This is a genomic window from Paramicrobacterium fandaimingii (assembly GCF_011751745.2).
GTDB lineage: Bacteria > Actinomycetota > Actinomycetes > Actinomycetales > Microbacteriaceae > Paramicrobacterium > Paramicrobacterium fandaimingii.
The window spans coordinates 442,928-462,168 of the sequence record NZ_CP061170.1 but is presented as its reverse complement, the minus strand read 5'-3'; the positions used below and the strand labels follow the sequence as shown (position 1 = coordinate 462,168).

The window sequence follows — 19,241 nt, the reverse complement described above, 5'->3', positions numbered from 1 at the left end:
GATTTTGAGCATGGTGGGGAACACTACCCGCCTGAGTCTGGGAGATTCACAGCGTCCGCTGGGAGCCGCCTGTTCACGATGCCGAGGCCCGAGATGATTCCGCCCGCCACGAGCATGATCGCCGTCGCCGCCATCGCTCGCCGGTAACCGTCGATATCGAGGGTGCCGCCGATGATCAGGGCGGCACACGCGACGCTCACGAGTCCCGCAACGCGCGAGACAGCATTGTTCACTGCCGAGGCTATTCCCGCTCGAGCCGGTTCGATGGCCCCGAGAATGGCACTCGTCAGCGGGGCGACGGTGATCGAGAGACCGAGGCCGAAGATCAGAAGTCCGGGGAGTAGCTGCAGCCAATAGTTGATGTCGGGCGCGACCATGAGCATCAACGCAAACCCGAGCCCTGCGACAATCGGGCCGACACTCATGAAGAAGCGCGGACCGAACCGGCTGGCCAGATCTCCCATGCGACCGGAAAGCGCAAGCATCACGAGCGTCGGCGGCATGAGCGCGACACCGGCGAGGGTTGCGGCGAATCCGGCGACCTGCTGCAGGTAGATGACGATCACGAACGTGCCGAAGCTCAGCGCGCCGTAGACGAACACCGTCGCCACGTTGCCGACCCAGAAGTTGCGTGCGCGAAAGAGGCTCAGCGGAAGCATCGGCGCCCTCGACTTCGCCTGCCAGATGATGAAGGCGATGGATGCCGCGATGCCGACCACGAGCGGAATGAAGACGATCGGGCTCACCCAGCCGAACCGCTGCTGCTCGATGAGCGCGAACACGAGACCGCCGAGCCCCGCAGCTCCGAGCACGGCGCCGAGAATGTCGACGCGCGTTGCAGCCTCGGGGCGCGGCTGTCGCGGCATCCGCACCATGAGCACAAGAGTCACGACGATGGGAAGAACGTTGATGCCGAAGATCAGACGCCAACTGACGAGGTCGACGAGCCCGCCGCCGAGCAGCGGGCCGATGATCATGGCTGTTCCGGTCCACGCCGTCCATGTGCCGATCGCTCGGCCGCGTTCGTTGTCGTCGAATGTCGACGTGATGATCGCAAGTGAGCTCGGAACGAGCAGCGCGGCGGCGATGCCCTGCAGAGCGCGAGCGACGATCAACAGGGATGCTGTCGGCGCGACCGCGCACAGCAGCGACGTGATGCCGAACCAGATGAGTCCCGCGGTGAGCACGCGACCGCGGCCGAACGAGTCAGACAACGAACCGGCGAGCAGAATGAACGCGCCGAGCGTGAGCATGTACGAATCGACGACCCATTGCTGCACGGCGAGGCCGCCGCCGAACTCGTTCTCAATTGCCGGCAGCGCAACGTTGACGATCGAGCCGTCGAGAAACGACACGAACGAAGCGAGGATCGCCACGACGAGTACGAGCTTCTTTGCGCGCGGGCCTGGCGCGACAGCATCCATGATTTCGATTATGCCCCGGCGACCAGACGGAGTCGAGAGAAGAGCCGCGTCAGCACTGCGCTGACCGCGAACTCACCCGATCAGTTCGTTCCAGGGAACGGGCGTTGTCTCGCCCGATGTCCAGTCTCGTCGCAATCGCGAATACGCGACGGAGGCCACAGGATCGGCCCCGTGTACGGGCCATGCTTCACGGTAGTAGGCCTCGAGCACCCAGCCTGCTCGAGCGAAGACGCGGCGCATCGCCGCGTTGTCTTCGCGCGTCTGCCCCTCGAACCGCGTTACGCCGGGCATGCTTGTGAACACCAGCTCAGTCATGGCGCGCAGCACCGGCACTCCGAACCCACGCTCACGAAACTCGCTGCTCAGGCGCAGGTCGAACAGCGGCGCAAACTCCGAAAGATCTTCGAGCCGGGCGAACCCGATCCGCCCTGCGTCGGAGTGGTCGATCCAGTACGAGTCGTTGTCCTCGTCACGGTACGCACCGTCGTCGATGCCGCGCATGACGCTTTCTCGCGTGGGCTGCGTGTTCATGTGGAAAGGGAAATCGTTCCCCGTCATGAAATCGATCAGTGCGTCGCGATCGTTGCCGGTCGGATCCAGTCTCGTCAGTGAGATACCCATACGATCACCGTAACGGGCGTGTCTGGAACAGCATCCGGGAATTCAGCCGGCGAGAGAGTCCACGCGTTCAGGCCCGGGATGCCGTCGAACGCCGCATCGGACGAGGCAATCGTCTCGATGCGTACGCCAGCGCCGTGGCGGCGTGCACGGCATCGCATGCCTGCACACATCTGGCCGTGCCTGCACACACATCTGGCCGTGCCTGCACACACATCTGGCCGTGCCTGCACACACCTGGCGGTCAGCATCCACGCCTCCCAAAAGTCCCATTGACCGCGGGCCACTTTCTGCTGGAAAAACTCGAGCTGAAGTAGCAGAAAATGGCCCGCGATGGCCGGGAGCAGACTGGGCGCGACGGTGGGCACCTGGCAGTGCGTCAGATGGGGCAGCCAGAGCGTCAGATGGGGCAGCCAGAGCGTTAGATGACGTCGTTGCTCCACGGGTCGAGGGTGCCGAAGCGATGCATCGTAATCGAGATCGACTGCTCACGCAGGAACGGCAGCATCTCCACACGGCCGGACTGCGTCACGGGGCCGGCATAGATGGCGAGGTCGGGGTCGCCCTCCACGGCGTCGGCAAGCTCGCGGTGAAGAGCAGCGCGCCGCTCGGCATCCGACCCCACAAGGCGCACACGTGGAACACGCGACCCATCCGCCTCACCGGCACGAACCGGCGGATGCGCCGTGCGCTGCACCCACTCGGCATCGGACTCCACGGTGACCGGGACGCCCAGCCCATCGAGAACCCGCAGCACCGCTGTCGGCAGCGCAGCTGCGGTGCTCACCGTCACCCGCGACCTGGCGCGAACCCCTGCGACGACGACACGCAGCACCTCGCTGAGCGCAGCGTCGACTGTTGCGCGGATCGCGACGGGCATCGCGCGGTAGCGCAGGAGGTTGCGCTCCACATCGAGCCCCGTTGCCTCCGTCACTTCGCCGTACTCGTTCGCCCAGGCCACGGCGTCCGAGAGCGCACTGCGACGCAGCACATCGAACTGCTCGTACTCCATCGACGGCTGCGCCGACTCAATCAGGCGCGTGATGCGCGAGTCGAGACCGCGCAGGTGAAGTGTCGAGCTGGAGCTTCCGCGCGCCGGACGCCACGACCCCAAGCCATACAGGTAACTCGGGCCGCCCGCCTTCGTACCCGCTCCGACCGATGAGCGCTTCCACCCGCCAAACGGCTGACGCTGCACGATGGCGCCGGTGATGCCTCGGTTGACGTACAGGTTGCCGGCCTCAACACCGGCGAGCCATTCAGCAAGATCGTTCGGATCCTGGGTATGCAACCCCGAGGTGAGGCCGTACTCGATCGCATTGACGTAGCGAATCGCATCGTCGAGGGTTCGGGCGTGCATGACACCGAGCACGGGCCCGAAGAACTCGGTGAGGTGAAAGTACGACCCCGCCTTCACACCGGTGCGGATGCCGGGAGACCACAGCTGCCCCGACCGGTCGAGGCGCTTCGGCTCGACGAGCCACTCTTCACCGACGCCGAGTTCGGTGAGGGCGTGAAGCAGCTTGCCCTCTGCGGGTTCGATGATCGGCCCCATCTGTGCGCTCGGGTCTGAGGGGTACCCGACGCGCAGCGACATGGCGGCATCCACGAGCTGGCGGTGGAACCGCTCTGACTTGGCAGCCGAACCGACGAGAATCACCAGACTGGATGCCGAGCATTTCTGCCCCGCGTGACCGAAAGCGCTCTTTACGAGATCGGCCGCCGCGAGGTCCATGTCTGCGCTCGGCATCACCACGAGTGCGTTCTTGCCGCTCGTCTCGGCCAGCAGCGGCAGCGTCGGTTTCCACGAGCGGAACAGTTTGGCGGTGTCCCACGCACCGGTCAGAATCACACGATCGACCGCGTCGTGCGAGATGAGCTGTTTGCCGAGCTCGCCCTCCTCGATGGAAACATAGGCGAGCAACTCGCGGGGAACACCGGCCTCCCACAGCGCTTCCACCATGACCGCGGCGGTCCGCTCGGCCTGCGGTGCGGGCTTGATGATCACGCCGGCGCCCGACGCGAGCCCGGCGAGCACCCCTCCGGTCGGAATGGCGAGGGGGAAGTTCCACGGCGGCGTCACGACGATGAGCTTCGACGGCTCGAAGACGGCGCCCTGCACGCGGTCGAGCTGGCGTGCCTGCGCGCCGTAGTAGTGGGCGAAGTCGACTGCCTCGCTCACCTCGGGGTCTCCCTCGGCGATGGTCTTGCCCGTCTCAGAGCCCATCACTTCGAGAAGACTGTCGCGGTGCGCGGACAGCGCATCGCCGGCACGCTCGATGACGGCACCGCGCTCGGCACCCGATTTCGCGCCCCACTCGGCACCTGCGGTTCGCACCGTCTCGATGATGCGCTCCAGCTCAGAAGCATCCGTCACCGTGTTTGCCTGAACATTGTCGATGCCGAGACGCGATGCCTCCATGCGGGCAATGATCTCCCGGCCCCACTCGCGGTTCGCCGGGAGTGCCGGGTCGGTATCTGGGGTGTTGTGAAATCCGGGCATTCCGGCGTCGCTGCGCGTGACGGCGTCGAATCGTCCGGTGAAGACGCGTGTTGTGTCGAAGGGCCCCGGCTTGTCGCCGGCTGGTCGGCCCAGATGAAGCACCTGCTGCGTGAGCCCGTCGTCTGCCTGCTCAGTCGTGACTCCAGCGGCGAGGTCAGCAGAGAGATCAGCGGTTGTGGATGCCGCGGGCTCGACGCCCTCGGCTGAGGCGTCTGCCGACACTTCGCCCGCGAGCGTCCATTCTGTCTGCCTGTTCTGCGTTCGGTTAGGCTCGGGAGGCGCGCCGCCGTCACGCCCCAGCTCCTCGATCGACGCGAGAAAGCGCTTCGTCTCCCGCTCGAGCAGCGTGTTGTTCTCGTGCAGCTCGTAGACGACAGACATGAAGTTCTCTGTCGACGCGTTCTCTTCCAACCGGCGGATGAGGTACGAAATGGCGACGTCGAACTCATGCGGGTTGACGACGGGCGTGTAGAGAAGCAGGTTGCCTACCACCCTTCGCACGGCTTTCGCCTGCCCGGTGGCCATGCCGAGAAGCATCTCGAAGTCAACGGCATCCGACACGCCGCGCTGCTTCGCAAGAAGCCACGCGTACGCGACATCGAAGAGGTTGTGCCCGGCGACGCCGACCCTGACGGCATCTGTGTTCTCTGGGGTCATCGACCACTCGAGCACGCGCTTGTAGTTCGCGTCGGTGTCTTGCTTCGACGAGTACGGCGCCGCGGGCCAGCCGTGAACCTGCGCGTCGACGTTCTCCATCGGAATGTTCGCGCCCTTCACGAGGCGCACCTTGATGGGGGCTCCGCCACCGCTGCGGCGCACGCGAGCCCAGGCTGTGAGCTGCTGCATGGCAGAGAGAGCGTCGGGCAGATAGGCCTGCAGCACGATGCCTGCCTCAAGGTACTTCAGATCATCGTGCTCGAGCACGTGCGTGAAGACCGCGATCGTGAGGTCGAGATCGCGATACTCCTCCATATCGAGGTTGATGAATTTGCGATGGCCGCGCTTCTCAGCTTCGGCCGCCACCTGATAGAGCGGAATGAGCTTCTCGACGACGTGCTCGACGGCCTCGTCGAACGCCCACATCGACAGCTGCGACACAATCGACGACACCTTGATCGACACATAGTCGACATCGTCACGCTCGAGCAGCCGCAGCGTTCCGTCGAAGCGACGCTGCGCCTCCTTCTCGCCAAGCACAGCCTCTCCCAGCAGGTTGAGGTTGAGCCGAGAACCGTCTGCGCGCAGCTGGGCAATAGCCGGACCGAGCCTCTCTGGGGTGGCGTCGACAACGAGGTGACCAACCATCTCACGCAGCACTCGGCGAGAGATCGGAATGACGATGCCGGGAATCACCGGGCCAAGAACTCCCCCGCACGCGATCGCCGCGCGCATGTACCAGGGCAGAAACTGTGGTGTCAGTTTCGCCACCTTCTGCAGCCCGTACCCCGCGACAAAGAGGTCCTCGGGCCGCATCACACCATCAACGAAGCCAACCGTGAAGGGCAACCCGTTGGGGTCTTTCAACACACCGGCCAGCCGTTCAGCAGCGGGGTCCGTCGGGTAGTCCGCGCTTTCGCGGACCCACGTGTGCGCCAACTGCACCGCTTCGCGAGCGAGGTCCTGTCGCAGAGTCTGCGTTGATGCCTGTGCCATGCCCCGAGACTATTACGCCATCGCGCGAGTTGCGCTGAGCAGTGGCGCGGTTCGCGCGCCGCAGCGTCCACCACCTCGGAGAATGTGCACAGGTACGGACAACGTGCAACCGCACACCCCTGCACGTTGTCCGTGACCATGCACAATGCGTGACGGCATCCGGGATTCATCACCAAACCCATGGAGTCTGCGACAATATTCACCAGATTTGCTTCATGAAACTGGAGGCCGCGGATGCTGGATATGCGACGGTTGCGCGTGCTTCACGAGCTGAAGCAGCGTGGCACCCTCTCGGCCGTGGCAGACGCCCTCGCCTACAGTCCTTCTGCCGTGTCGCAGCAGCTTGCGCAGCTGGAGCGCGAGGCCGGCGTTCCCCTCGTGACGAAGGCGGGACGCCGTGTTGCATTGACGCCACAGGGCGAGGTGCTCGCCGCGCACGCTGCCACTCTGCTCGACGGACTCGAGGCCGCAGAGTCGGCTGTGTCTCAGACGCTCGCGTCCGTGTCGGGCACCGTGAGGCTCGCCGTCTTTCAGTCGGCGGCGCACGCGATCATTCCGCGCGCGATCAGCCTCGTCGCCGAGCAGCATCCGCAATTGCGCGTGATCACCGTCGAACGGGAGCCAGACGAAGCGCTGTTCGAAGTGGCCGCCCGCGACTTCGATCTCGTCATCGCCGAGCAATACCCGGGGCACACGCGGGCGCTCCGCACCGATCTCGACCGCGTGCGGCTCGGGCACGACGCGATTCGGCTGGCGATGCCGCCAATACCGGATGCCGTCGACACATCGATCGCCACGGTCGACGACTTCGCGGCATCCGTTCGCACGCTCCCCTGGGTGATGGAGCCGCAGGGCACGGCGTCGCGGAGCTGGGCGCTGCAGCTGTGCCGCCACGCGGGATTCGAGCCGGATGTGCGGTTCGAAACCGCCGACCTTATGGCGCACATTCGCCTGATCCGCAGCGGCAACGCCGTGGGGCTGCTCCCCGATCTGGTGTGGGCAGGCGAGGCTCCGTCCGTGAATCTGCACGAGTTGCCGGGCAATCCGCAGCGGGAGGTCTTCACCTCGGCCCGGCCCGCCAACGCGTCGCGCCCAGGGGTGCTCGCCGTGCGCGCTGCCCTGGCCGAAGCCGTCGCCGAGATCGCGCCCTGAGCACCGTCACGGCGCAGTTCGCAAGCGTTCTCCCTGAGTCCTCTGCGCTCCCGATTTTGCAGGGTGCTCCACGCTCGACAATCGTTGCCTGCCCGCCGCGCATCACGTGCAGCCACGAACTGACGAAGGCCGAAAATGTCTTGCCTGCACAATTCGTAAGCGCTTACAGTAGACGAGGAATACGTACCGACGACAAGGAGGTCGGCGCATCGTGCAGGGCACCGAAAGTCAAGATCATCAGGCCCAACATCCAGGTGGTGTCGAGGGCCTCGCCAGCATCCGCAACACCGTGACACGCTCAATCAGTCCGGAGAACCGCGACGGGGCTCCAAGTGGCGGCGGGAGCGCTATCGAGGGGACTGGAGCCAACTTCGCTCGAGAGCTCGGCCCGGGTTGGAAAGTATCCCCGAACATCGTTGTAGAGCCGGGAACAACTGCCGAGATCGCCGATGTCAACGGCGCTGGCACAATTCGCCACATCTGGATGACGACCGGCCACGAGGCGTGGCGCGAGATGGTGCTCCGGATGTACTGGGACAGTGACCAGCAACCTGCTGTGGAGACACCGCTTGGAGACTTCTTTGGGCAAGGGTGGGCACAATATGCCCACCTCAGTTCAATCCCCGTGACGGTCGCGCCGAATGGCGGTCTCAATTCGTATTGGCCGATGCCGTTTCATTCACGGGCGCGGGTCACTGTGGAAAACCTCAGCGACACCCCGCAGAACCTGTATTACGAGATCACCTACGACGAGGGCAGACCACCCGGCTCGAACGGGTGGTTTCACGCGCATTGGCACCGAAGCAATCCACTCACCAGCGGAGCTGAACACGTATTGCTCGACGACGTTGAGGGTCGTGGGCACTATGTCGGAACCTACCTGGCATGGGGAGTCACCAGTCGCGGCTGGTGGGGCGAAGGCGAGATGAAGTTCTTCATGGACAGCGACACCGCTTACCCGACGATCAACGGCACGGGGACCGAGGACTACTTCGGTGGAGCATGGGACTTTAACGTCCCGGGTGAGGGATACGCTCTGTACTCGACTCCGTACCTCGGGCTCCATCAAGTGATCCGTCCTGACGGACTCTACGAGAGCCAACAGCGATTCGGCATGTACCGATGGCACGTTCTCGACCCGATTAGGTTCGCGGAGCGACTGCGGGTTCAGGTGCAGGCACTGGGCTGGCGGTCGCGCCGCCGGTACCTCCAGCGGCACGATGACATTGCGTCTACAGCGTTCTTCTACCTTGATCGGACATCGACGTCGCGGCCTCAACTTCCGAACGTCGACGAACTCGAGCCTCTCTGATCGGCGAGAATATCCAGCACGCGCGTGACCTATGTCGACGTCGGATCGCTGCGACATGCTCACCTCAACCCGATCTTCACCGGACGACGCCCCGCGGAGATTAGTTCAGAGATCCCCGGCGAGCAATTTCGCCCAGCCACGCAAGGCTCGGCTTGGGGGTGCGCTCGAACGTTTCACGGTCTACGCTGATCAGCCCAAACGTCGGAGCAAAACCGCTCGCCCACTCGAAGTTGTCGAGCGCGCTCCAATGCTGATAACCGAGCACCTCGACGCCGTCGGCCATCGCTGATTGGAGGCCACGCAGCGCCGCGTCTGTATAGTCGACCCGTCGGCTGTCGTCCGCTGTCGCTATACCATTCTCCGTCACCATGATCGGCACGTTCCCGCTCAGCTCCCAGGCGCTTCGCACGCCGAGTTCCAGCGCAGCGGGAAAGTACTCCCAGCCAGTCAATGTCTTTTCGGCATCGGAAGCGCGGGGCCGTGGACCTTCGGGACCGATAAACGTCCGAGTGTACGCTTGCACGCCGACGAAGTCGTTGCCAGCCGACTGCTCGAGGTACCAGTCGTCGCGCGGATAGCCGTACTCATAAAGTTTCTCGTCGGCACCCGGCTCCCCCGTCGAGTGGAATGCCTGTGTGGCGACGGTCCAGCCACTCTTCAGCCCATTCACGCTCGAGAGCACCTCGCGCGACCTTCGGTGCGACTCAAGAAGGGCGTCAGCGACACCGAGGTCCGGGTTCGGCAGCCCATATGCCACAAGATTCGCCGCGTCCTCGCCGCCCGCGAGCATCGCCGCGATGTTCGGCTCGTTGATGGTGCACACGTAGCGAACGCCGTCGAGAATCGGCAGGACCATCTCGGTGTATCGCGCGAAAAGATCGGGCGCATCTGCCGCACGCCAGAACCCGGAGTCCTGCATCCATCGAGGAACGGTGAAGTGCATGAGCGTCACAACTGGTTCGAGACCGAACTCTCGTGCGGTGTCGATCATGCGCTTGTAATGGTCGAGCTCGGCCCGCGAGACAAACCCACGCTCGGGCTCGATTCGCGCCCACTCGACGCTGAAACGGTACGAGTTCAGACCAGCATCCGCGAGCAGTTTCATGTCCTCCCGATACCGGTGGTAGCTGTCCATGGCGTCGCCGCTCGGCTCGACGACGTGAGTTTGCGCAGCATGCTCCTTCACCCACCAATTGCTGTTGACGTTGTTGCCTTCGACCTGATGGGCCGCAGTTGACGCGCCCCAGAGAAAGTCACGTGGAAAGCTCGGCACAATGCTCCTTTCGGTTAATGATCGTTAGATGATGGATGCGGTCTGGGCAGACGCGCCCAGAAGCCATCAAGGGCTGCAGTTGTCGCGTCCGCCGCTTCGAGCTGCGGGGAATGTGCCCCGCCAGCGATGACGCTGTAACTGGCCCCCAACCGCTCCGCCATGCCGTGCTGATCGTTGATCGGCCATTTGTCGTCGAACTCGCCGTGCGCGACGTGCAGGGGAATCCCAGTCCGCCGGAGTTGATCAGTGACGTCGACCTGATCGCGCAGAATCTGCGCGCCTGCGAGCAGATTGTCGCGTGACGTTGCTCGAGCGCGGGCCCGGAGGAACGCTGACTCTGCGCCGAGTTCGGCATCGCTGAGCGCCAGCCTTCCCGGGTGATCACGCTCCCAGAGCCCGATGCTTCCGCGGTCAGCGACGATCCTCATGGTGTCAGCATGGCGCCCCGGCCACCCGTACGGCCCAGAGCAGAGGAGCGTGACGCTGCGAAAAAGAGCAGGTTCCGCCAGTGCAGCATGTTGCGCAACGATTCCGCCAAAGCTGTGACCGACAAGATGCACAGGCCGTCCACCGCCGACACGCGTCGCCACAATGACGGCGTCAGCGACGAAGTCATCGAGACGGTAGTTGTGCACGCCCAGCGGGGCAGCCGAGTCCGCCTGACCGCGCTGGCTGTAAACCACAACGGGCCAACGTCGCTCCGCCAGCAGCGGAACAAGTGTGCGGAAGTCTTCTTTGGAACCGGTGAATCCGGGAATGATGACCACTGGTTTACGCGCTTCGGCGCTGTGAGTGATTCCCCGCGCGTTGTACGCGGTGAGGATTCCCGCTGCAGCAGGAACGCCGACGACCTCGATCCCCATCGGTACGGTGTCGCCACCGAACGGCGCGACGGGATCGAACTGGACGGGTGCTGAACCTGCACTCACGCGGCATCCTGAACGTCGACACGCCGCGGCATCGTGCACGGAATTCGCGTACCAGGCAGGCCGCTCGGGAATCGCGCGCACTCCGTCATTGCTGCGTACTTGCGTAGGGGTTCGGAATAGCCGCGATCAGTGACCGCGTGTACTCATCGTTCGGATGCCGCAGAACCTGCTCGGTCGATCCGGACTCAACGATCTGCCCTTTATTGAGCACAAGAGTTCTGTCAGTCACGGCCTGTGCACTATGAAGATCATGCGTGATGTACAGCATGCTCATTCCCAGGTCCGTCCTGAGATCCTCAAGCAGACTCAAGATCTCGGCACGAAGCGATACGTCGAGCATCGACACCGGTTCATCGGCGATGATGACCTCCGGCTCGGACGCCAGCGCCCGTGCAATCACGACGCGCTGCCGTTCGCCACCCGAGAGTTCATGAGGCATTTTCGCCCCGAAAGCGCTCACGGGGGTCAAACCGACGCGCTCCAGCAGTTCCCCCGCTCTGGTGAGCAATTCGTCGCCGGAGAGGCGGGCGTGATTGATGAGTGGCCGCGAGAGAATGTACGCCACATTCTGTAGTGGGTTCAATGACGAGTAGGGGTCCTGAAACACCATCTGCACATGTCGTCGATACTCGACGAGTTGCCGTGACCGGTACTTGTCGACCCGTCCATCACCAAAGCTCACCGTCCCGGAGGTGGGCTTCTCCATTCCCGACACAAGCCGTGCGAGAGTCGATTTTCCGCTGCCGCTCGCGCCGACCAGCGCAACAGCCTCTCCCGGATTCAGCTCGAAGGAGACACCGTCAACAGCAGTCACCGCAGGGTCTCGCCGACGCCCCGGATAGATCTTGAGCGCATCCTCGACGACCAGCGACCGGCTTGCCCAGCCGGCGGATGTGCTGCTGGTCGTAGCCGGGGCCGTTTCTTGATTCGGATCTCTCGCGGAGTCGTTCTCGGCGTTGTCAGCCGGTGCGTGGTCCGCACGCCGAAGCAGTTTCTCTCGGAGCTGATCACGCCCGCCACTCGGATCAACATAGGACTCCAGAAGCATCTGAGTGTACTGGTGTTGTGGACGTTCGAGGATGTCTGACGCGGTTCCGCGTTCAACGATCTCCCCCTGCCTCATCACCATGACTCGGTCTGTGGTCTCAAGGACCAGGCCTAAGTCGTGACTGATGAGAATCGCGGTGAACCCCATGTTCTCCTGGAGCACTTTGATGGTTTCAACAACGCGACGCTGAACGAGAACGTCGAGCGCCGTCGTTGGTTCGTCGAAAACCATCAGTTTCGGCTCCAAGGCGAGAGCGATGGCGATCGCTGTCCTCTGGCGCATACCGCCCGAAAGTTCGTGAGGATAGCGTGAGAGCACGTCGGGAGAAAGATGAACCTTTTCCAGCAGCGGAATTGACCGACGAAGGACTTCCTTCTTCGACAACTTCTCGTGCGCCCTCATCACATCGACAAAGTGATTCTGGATCGTCCTGACGGGATTGAGCGCGTTCATGCCGCTCTGCAGCACCATGGCAATTCCGCGGTGCCGCATCTGCCGCAACTCCTCCCCGCCGATCTCGGAGATGTCTCGCCCTTCGAATTCAATCGTGCCACCCGTGATTCGCGCAGGGCTGGTCAGAAGACGGGTCAGTGCGAAGCCGAGCGTCGTCTTTCCTGAGCCTGATTCGCCGACGAGGCCGACGAATTCACCACGATTGACGGCGAAGGTCACCCCGTCGACCGCGACCACACTTCCTTTGCCCTGTCCATACTCGACGCTCAGGCGATCAACGCCTAGTATTCGATCGTCATTACGCTCCGTCATGAGGTGCTCTCCCGTAGCCGCGGATTGCTGACCGCATCGATGCCGAAATTGATGAGTGCCAATGAGGTGGCCAAGAGCGCAACGCACAGACCGGGTGCCACCAGAAGTGCCCACTGTCCGGTCAACAGCGCGTTATTGTTCTGCGCCCAATAGAGCATCGTGCCCCAGCTGATCGTGCTCAAATCTCCCAGACCGAGAAATGACAGTCCGGCTTCGGCTCCAATCGCCGCCGTCGCCGCGCCGAAAAAGCTCGCAGCGATCAACGAGGTCATATTCGGCATGATCTCCCGGAAGAGAATGCGCAATCGCCCCTCGCCGCTGAAGATCGCGGCATCAATGAAGTCGCGAGAGCGAAGCGTCTGGGTCTGCGACCGCAAAACACGCGATCCCGCTGCCCACCCTGTAAACGCAATGACGGCGATTATCACGAGTATGCCTTGTCCAGGAACATAGGTGGTGATCACGATCATCAGGGGAAGCGAGGGAATGACGAGGAACAGATTGATGAAGAAGTTGATGACGTCGGTGCGCCATCCCTTGAGATACCCGGCCGTCAGCCCGACGATGACGGCGATCACGCTGACTCCTCCTCCGGCGACGAGTCCCACAAGTAGCGAGATTTGCGTTCCGTACATGATCTGGGAGAGCACGTCTTCGCCTGCGCCTGTGGTCCCCAGCCAATGCGCGGCTGAAACGCCTTGGTTCCTGGCGAACGTTGCATTGTCTGGAGCATAGGGGGAGAGCCATGGTGCCAGTACCCCCATGCCAACGAAGAACGCCAAAATGATGATTCCCACGCGTGCGCGCTTGTTCATCCAGATCACTCCGAGTGTGCGTTTTCCCACTTCGAAGCCGGACGGCAATGAGCGCAGCCCTTCACTGACCTCGTTCGTCGTCGTACTGCCTAATTGGCCTGTGTTGCTCATGCGTGTCACCTTCGAGTTCTGGGGTCAAGGAATCCATAGAGCAGATCCACAACAAAGTTGGCGGTCAGCACGCTCAACGTGATCACGAGGAACAACGCCTGCATCAGTGGAAAGTCCTGGTTCGTCAGTGCGTTGAACAAGAGGTACCCGATTCCCGGATACGCGAAGACCATTTCCGTCAGTAGTGAGCCGCCTACCACTGCCCCGAGGGTCATGCCGAACGAGGTCAGCTGTGGAAGCATCGCATTGCGTGCCGCATATTTGATGGCTACCGTTCGCGACCGCAGGCCGTTCGCTTGTGCGAACCTGACGTAGTCATCGCCGAGCGAGTTGACCATGTTGTTGCGCATGCCGATTACCCACCCGGCCAGGCCGGATATCAAGATCGAGAGGGCAGGCAAGACAGCGTGGTACAACGCGTCCATGATGAACTCAAGGCTGAACTCTGGAACCGCCGTCGGCCCGTAGGCCCCGCTCGTGGGAAATAGCCCCGACATGTACCCCAGGCCGAACAGCAGTATCAATGCAAGCCAAAAGTACGGCACGGTCCCGATAAAAGTGCTCCCGACAGTCGCGAACGTATCGAAGCGGCCGTTCCGCCTCCATGCTGCAAAAATGCCGAGAATGGTGCCGATGAAGAAGGCAATAATCGATGTCGTGCCGATCAGGAACAGGGTCCATGGCAGGGCGTCCGCCACGAGAACTGAGACTTCCTGCGGAAAAAATGTGTAGGAGAGTCCGAAGTCAAGCCGGAAGAGCGCCCCGATATAGTTCACGTACTGTTCCCAGATCGTGCCGTCAGGAACTCCCAGCATTGCCTCGATGGATGCACGTGCGCCCGGGCTGACCGGTCCGTTGTACGCCAGTTTGGCCAAGATAGCGTCGGCGGGAGAACCAGGCATCAGCCGCGGGAGTATGAAGTTCAGTGTGATAGCTGCCCACACCGTGAGCAGGAACACAGGGATCCTCTTCAGAGCAAACATCAACCAGCGCGCTCCAGGTTGGTCACGACGAGCAGGGCAGTGGTGTTATAGGGCGTCCCGGGAGCGTACGGATTCTCCGCGCTCGGCCATCCCGTAACCTTCTTGGTGCTGTACAGCCCCCAGGTTCCTCCGTGGTAAATCGGAATCACCGGAACCTCGTTCATCATCACCTGCTCGAGCTGGTGGATCAGTTCGGTACGCGTGTCCTCGTCAACGGCAGCCTTCAGCGAGTCCAGAAGGGCGTCGGTCTCGGGGTCCTGGTACCGGATCGTATTGCCGCTCGCGGCCTCTCCAATCGGAGCTGTGAGTCGCGAGTCGAGGACTCCCCGATAGACGTCGTACATCGTCGTGCCACCGAGCCAGTTGAACGTCATCTCAAAGTCGCCGTTTGTGAGGCTCTGTTGCACTGCCGCTGCCTGCGGTGTTTCGACACGAAGCGAGATGCCAACCTGAGCCAGTTGTTTCTTGATCACCTTGGCTGCTTGCACCTGATTCGCGTAGTTGTTAGGAACCATCATGGAGATCTCGACCTGCGCGCCGTCCTCCCCAACAAGCTTTCCATCGCTCATGTCGAATCCTGCACGCTCGAACGCCTCGAGTGCTTTGTCCGAATTCTGTGAAATGAGGCCTTTGTCGGGAATCGCCGGATCGAGAAGGTCCTTCTGACTTGGCAGAATAAGGCCGCTTTGGCTGGCCACGCTTCCCCAACCCTGATTCGCCTTTTCCGAGATGTCCTCTCGATCGAGAGACAACGACAGTCCTTTTCGGAAGTCGACATTGTCAAAAGGCGGCTTCGCGTTGTTGAGGAACAGCGCTGTCGGTGCCCCCGGCGGCCACCAGAATCGATTGGTCTCGGGTGCCTTGCCGACCCAGGTCGACTTCGGATCTGGCAAGAAGCTGTATGCCCAGTCGTATCCTTTGTTGACAATGTCCAGTTCAGAGACGGTGCTGGGAAAGACCAGTTCGTCTGCGACGACAGAATCTGCCTGCCAATAGTCTTCGTTTTTGACCAACGAGTATTGGTTGGGACTGAAGGCGCCCAACTCATACGGCCCGGTACTCACCGGTTCTTCATTGATGAAAGTCACCGGATCATCGACTTCGCTCCAGACATGTTCGGGAACGATTAAGGTCTCGCCGACGCGCGAGACCGCTGGCGCGTTGGGCCCGGTGAATTCGACCGTGACCGTTTTGTCCTCTCCGGTCACGGACTCGATGCTGCTCCAGAGACTGCCTCGATCAAGCGCAGGGTACTCCTTGAGCATGTTGAAGGTGAAGACGACATCCTCCGCGTCGAAATCTTCACCGTCAGTCCATGTGACGCCGTCCCGCAACGTAAAAGTCACCGATTTTGCGTCGTCTGCGACTTCGAAGCTCTCGGCGAGAAACGGCGTCTTCTCGCTGTTGATGGTGTTCACCACAAAGAGCGGCTCATACATGTAGAACGTGCCATGTCGATTATCTGTGCCGAATGGGTTGAAGTTCTTCACCATCGTCGGTGGCCCATCATCACCAATGCCGATCGACAGGGTGATTTTTGAGCTAGCATCGTCCTCCGGCGGGCTGCAACCAGCAACGAGCAATAGTGATGCAGCCAAGGCCGTTACGGCCACCCTTCGCACTGCAGATTTGAGTTTCATCCTTGATCTCCTCATCACGCACGCATTTCGCGAACTCCGCTCACTGACGGGCCAACGACAACGTCGGCTGTTCCGCTGTGAGCAGCTCAAATTTCGCTGTCGGCGAGGGCCTCAGAGAGCGTTGACCTCGCGCCCATGGTCTTTGACTTGTCTTCTCAGGGGTTGCGATCGGTGTAATGTTACCGCTTACAATTGGTGGCGAGACTAGCACAGGAAGCACCAGGTGCAACACCGGTCTCCAACTGATTTCGCATCAGTGCGTTCAGTTGGCGTTGTGTTGCCGTGCGGAACCAGCGCGAGTGCTCCGAAGGCCATTTCGCCGACGAAAGGCAACGACACATGAATTCAAAACGTCCAAATCTCGTCATGATCATGTCCGATGATCATGCCGCGCAGGCCGTCAGCGCCTACACCAGTGCCATCAATGAGACGCCGAATATCGACCGTATCGCCGACGCGGGGATGCGCTTTGACTCCTGTTTTTGCACCAACGCTCTGTGCACTCCATCGCGAGCGTCGATCCTCACCGGAACGTACAGCAATGTCAATCACGTTACGACGCTGAGCACACATTTTGACTCGGCTCAGCCGACGTTCATCTCGCAGCTCCACGAGGCCGGATATCAAACAGCGATCGTCGGGAAGTGGCATCTGGGGCACGGCGAATCGCACAATCCTCGCGCGTTCGACTATTGGGAGATCTTGCCTGACCAAGGTGCATACCATGATCCCGTCTTTCTCACCTCCGATGGCGAGCACACTCGCTCGGGATACGTCACCGACCTGATCACAGACATGTCGATGGAGTGGCTGGACAGCATCGACCCCGATCGCCCGTTTTGCCTCCTGATGTTTCATAAGGCGCCCCATCGCAGTTGGGAGCCGGATCAGCGCCATGCCGATATGTACCTCAAGGAGGACATTCCGGTACCAGATACGTTCGACGACAGCTATGAGAACCGGTCGAAGGCACCCGCCGCCGCGAAGATGCGAGTTGGCGAGCACCTGTACAAGCGAGATCTCAAACAAGATCCGCCCGAAGGCCTCTCAGATGACGAGTACGCCGCGTGGGCATACCAGCTGTACATCAAAGATTATCTCCGCTGCGTGGCCTCGATCGATGACAATGTCGGGCGCTTTCTCGACTATCTCGAGAGGCGCGGCATCGAGGACGAGACGCTGGTCTCGTATACGTCGGACCAGGGGTTCTTCCTCGGGGAGCATGGGTGGTACGACAAACGATTCATGTACGAAGAGTCATTGCGCATGCCCCTGGTCATGAGCTATCCGCCTGAAATCGCACCGGGAACTCACTCAGACGCGATCGTCGCCAATGTTGATTTTGCCCAGACGTTCCTTGACATCGCCGACGTTCCGAATCTGAGCCGCATGCAGGGTAGAAGCATGCGGCGGCTCTTTTCCGACCCGAAGCCCGAGGATTGGCGCACATCGCTCTATTACCGATATTGGGAGCACGATGACGGCATCCACCATGTCTGGGCCCACTACGGAATCCGCACCGAGAAGTACAAGTTGATCTATTACTACAACGACGGGCTCGGGTTACGAGGAGCAGCCAAGACAACCTACGAGCCTGAATGGGAGATGTTCGACCTCGAAAACGACCCTCATGAGATGGTAAGCATCTACGATCACCCGGACTACGCTGATGTTCAACGCGACCTGCATGCTGAACTTGTACGCGCCCAGCGGGACGTCGGTGACGCCCCGCACCACACGGACACCAGAGCCCGCGCAAGCGACAAACGCGGTGATTGAGGTGCGGCCGCCTCACTCCGTGCTCTGACGAAGCAGAATCCGCACGGGCAACTGTTCGGTCTGGGGCTCCCGTGACGGGTCGTCTAATCGCGCAATTAGCATGCGCATCGCAGCCCGACCGAGTGCTGCCATCGGCTGCTGAACACTGGTCAATCGTGGGATGCATTGGAGTGTCGCCTCAATGCCGTCGAAGCCCGAGACAAGAACGTCACGAGGAACGCTCACGCCCCGCGATGCGCACGCATCCAGCACTCCTAGCGCCAACTGATCGTTCCCGCACACCAGGACATCGCTGAGTTCTCCCTCATCGATGAGCCTGCTTCCCAGGTCGAATCCACGCTCTTGGGTGAAGTCACCATGTTCTGTGACTGTCGATCTCAGTTCTCGTACGGAGTCTGCGACCGCGGATTGAAACCCACGAAGGCGCTCGTGATTATCTGGAGAGTCCTCAGGTCCAGAAACGTAGGTCAGACTCGCGATCTCCCGTGTCTGAATCAAATGTGCCACCAGAGCATGCATGCCACGCTCATTGTCGACAACCACATGGTCGAACGCGCCGTCGTCCGGGACCCCGGACACCACAACGACGGGAATGCGTCGAGCCACGCGCTCCAGCACGTCATTCTCTACGGTGCGAGCGATCACAGCCAGACCATCGACGTGCCCGGCAATATTGTTCAGTATCATCTCCTGGCTAGGGCCGCGGCCAGCAGCAACCATGAGGGCGAACCCGCTGTGCCACGCCTCCAGTTCTGCCCCGAATAGCACCTCATCAAAATACGTGTTGGGGCGCGGAACGGTATAACCAGATTCCGTGTCATCGACAATCGTTATCTCAGAATCCGTCGGTGTGACGGGTCCAGGCTGTTCGATTCCGTCGAAGCCGGGAAAAAAGAGTCCGAAGATCCCATTTCGGCGAGTGGCTAGTGTCCGGGCGCTTCCGCTGGGCAGGTATGCAAGTTCTTGGATGATGTCCATCACTCGATCACGAGTTTTGTCACGAACAGCGGTGGGATTGTGCAGTACACGAGAAACCGTTGCTACGGACACGCCGGCTTTTGCCGCGACGTCATAGACAGTTGGCGCTTTGCCCAATTCGAACCGGCTTTCTGAATATCATTGTGCTTCGCAGACTCCACGCGCACGCTGCATCAACGCAACCTGGCCCGCGCATTGTCCCCGCTCAACTTTGGGGTTAATGGTACCGCTTACACCTCGAAATGCGGGCTCATGACA

The 19,241-nt window shown here is 61.6% G+C and carries 13 protein-coding genes; 3 read left to right on the top strand and 10 right to left on the bottom strand.

From position 1 onward, the window contains the following. Window positions 1-23 precede the first annotated feature (23 nt). The 3 genes from HCR84_RS02260 to HCR84_RS02250 form a co-directional block, all read right to left on the bottom strand. Entirely contained in the window at window positions 24-1,424 is a 1,401-nt protein-coding gene (locus HCR84_RS02260; RefSeq protein ID WP_166982497.1) for a DHA2 family efflux MFS transporter permease subunit, read from the bottom strand. Between the two features lie 72 nt (window positions 1,425-1,496). Continuing rightward, a complete protein-coding gene (locus HCR84_RS02255) occupies window positions 1,497-2,045 on the bottom strand; it encodes a GNAT family N-acetyltransferase (protein WP_166982499.1) in 549 nt (182 codons plus the stop codon). Between the two features lie 418 nt (window positions 2,046-2,463). Next, window positions 2,464-6,198 (bottom strand): bifunctional proline dehydrogenase/L-glutamate gamma-semialdehyde dehydrogenase, encoded by a 3,735-nt coding sequence (locus HCR84_RS02250; protein ID WP_166982501.1) that lies wholly within the window; start codon window positions 6,196-6,198, stop codon window positions 2,464-2,466. A 234-nt stretch (window positions 6,199-6,432) separates the two neighbouring features. On the opposite strand from HCR84_RS02250, the gene HCR84_RS02245 reads away from it, so the two are divergent. After that, window positions 6,433-7,350, top strand: a complete 918-nt coding sequence (locus tag HCR84_RS02245) for a LysR family transcriptional regulator (protein ID WP_166982503.1) — start codon at window positions 6,433-6,435, stop codon at window positions 7,348-7,350. A 211-nt stretch (window positions 7,351-7,561) separates the two neighbouring features. Beyond that, window positions 7,562-8,662, top strand: coding sequence for a glycoside hydrolase family 172 protein (locus HCR84_RS02240; protein WP_166982505.1), 1,101 nt, complete (start codon window positions 7,562-7,564; stop codon window positions 8,660-8,662). Between the two features lie 100 nt (window positions 8,663-8,762). Here HCR84_RS02240 and HCR84_RS02235 read toward each other — a convergent pair whose 3' ends face one another. The 6 genes from HCR84_RS02235 to HCR84_RS02210 form a co-directional block, all read right to left on the bottom strand. Beyond that, complete coding sequence (locus tag HCR84_RS02235; RefSeq protein ID WP_166982507.1) at window positions 8,763-9,935, bottom strand: glycoside hydrolase family 1 protein; 1,173 nt, start codon at window positions 9,933-9,935, stop codon at window positions 8,763-8,765. Between the two features lie 14 nt (window positions 9,936-9,949). Continuing rightward, window positions 9,950-10,864 carry an alpha/beta fold hydrolase gene (locus tag HCR84_RS02230; protein WP_166982509.1) on the bottom strand — a complete coding sequence of 305 codons (915 nt, stop codon included), beginning with the start codon at window positions 10,862-10,864 and terminating at the stop codon, window positions 9,950-9,952. A gap of 85 nt (window positions 10,865-10,949) precedes the next feature. Then, the gene (locus HCR84_RS02225; RefSeq protein ID WP_166982511.1) at window positions 10,950-12,677 is read right to left on the bottom strand and encodes an ABC transporter ATP-binding protein; all 1,728 of its coding nucleotides are present in this window, start codon (window positions 12,675-12,677) and stop codon (window positions 10,950-10,952) included. After that, complete coding sequence (locus HCR84_RS02220; protein WP_166982513.1) at window positions 12,674-13,603, bottom strand: ABC transporter permease; 930 nt, start codon at window positions 13,601-13,603, stop codon at window positions 12,674-12,676. The genes HCR84_RS02225 and HCR84_RS02220 overlap by 4 nt, the downstream gene beginning before the upstream one ends. A 5-nt stretch (window positions 13,604-13,608) precedes the next feature. Next, window positions 13,609-14,562 carry an ABC transporter permease gene (locus tag HCR84_RS02215; protein ID WP_338040120.1) on the bottom strand — a complete coding sequence of 318 codons (954 nt, stop codon included), beginning with the start codon at window positions 14,560-14,562 and terminating at the stop codon, window positions 13,609-13,611. Between the two features lie 23 nt (window positions 14,563-14,585). After that, window positions 14,586-16,316, bottom strand: coding sequence for an ABC transporter substrate-binding protein (locus tag HCR84_RS02210; RefSeq protein WP_166982517.1), 1,731 nt, complete (start codon window positions 16,314-16,316; stop codon window positions 14,586-14,588). Between the two features lie 276 nt (window positions 16,317-16,592). Between HCR84_RS02210 and HCR84_RS02205 the strand changes: the two genes are divergently transcribed. Next, window positions 16,593-18,005: a sulfatase family protein gene (locus HCR84_RS02205; protein WP_235940906.1), complete on the top strand. Its 1,413-nt coding sequence runs from the start codon at window positions 16,593-16,595 to the stop codon at window positions 18,003-18,005. 12 nt (window positions 18,006-18,017) lie between these two features. On the opposite strand, the gene HCR84_RS02200 is transcribed toward HCR84_RS02205, so the two are convergent. Further along, window positions 18,018-19,100, bottom strand: coding sequence for a LacI family DNA-binding transcriptional regulator (locus HCR84_RS02200; protein WP_268921451.1), 1,083 nt, complete (start codon window positions 19,098-19,100; stop codon window positions 18,018-18,020). Between the last annotated feature and the right edge of the window lie 141 nt (window positions 19,101-19,241).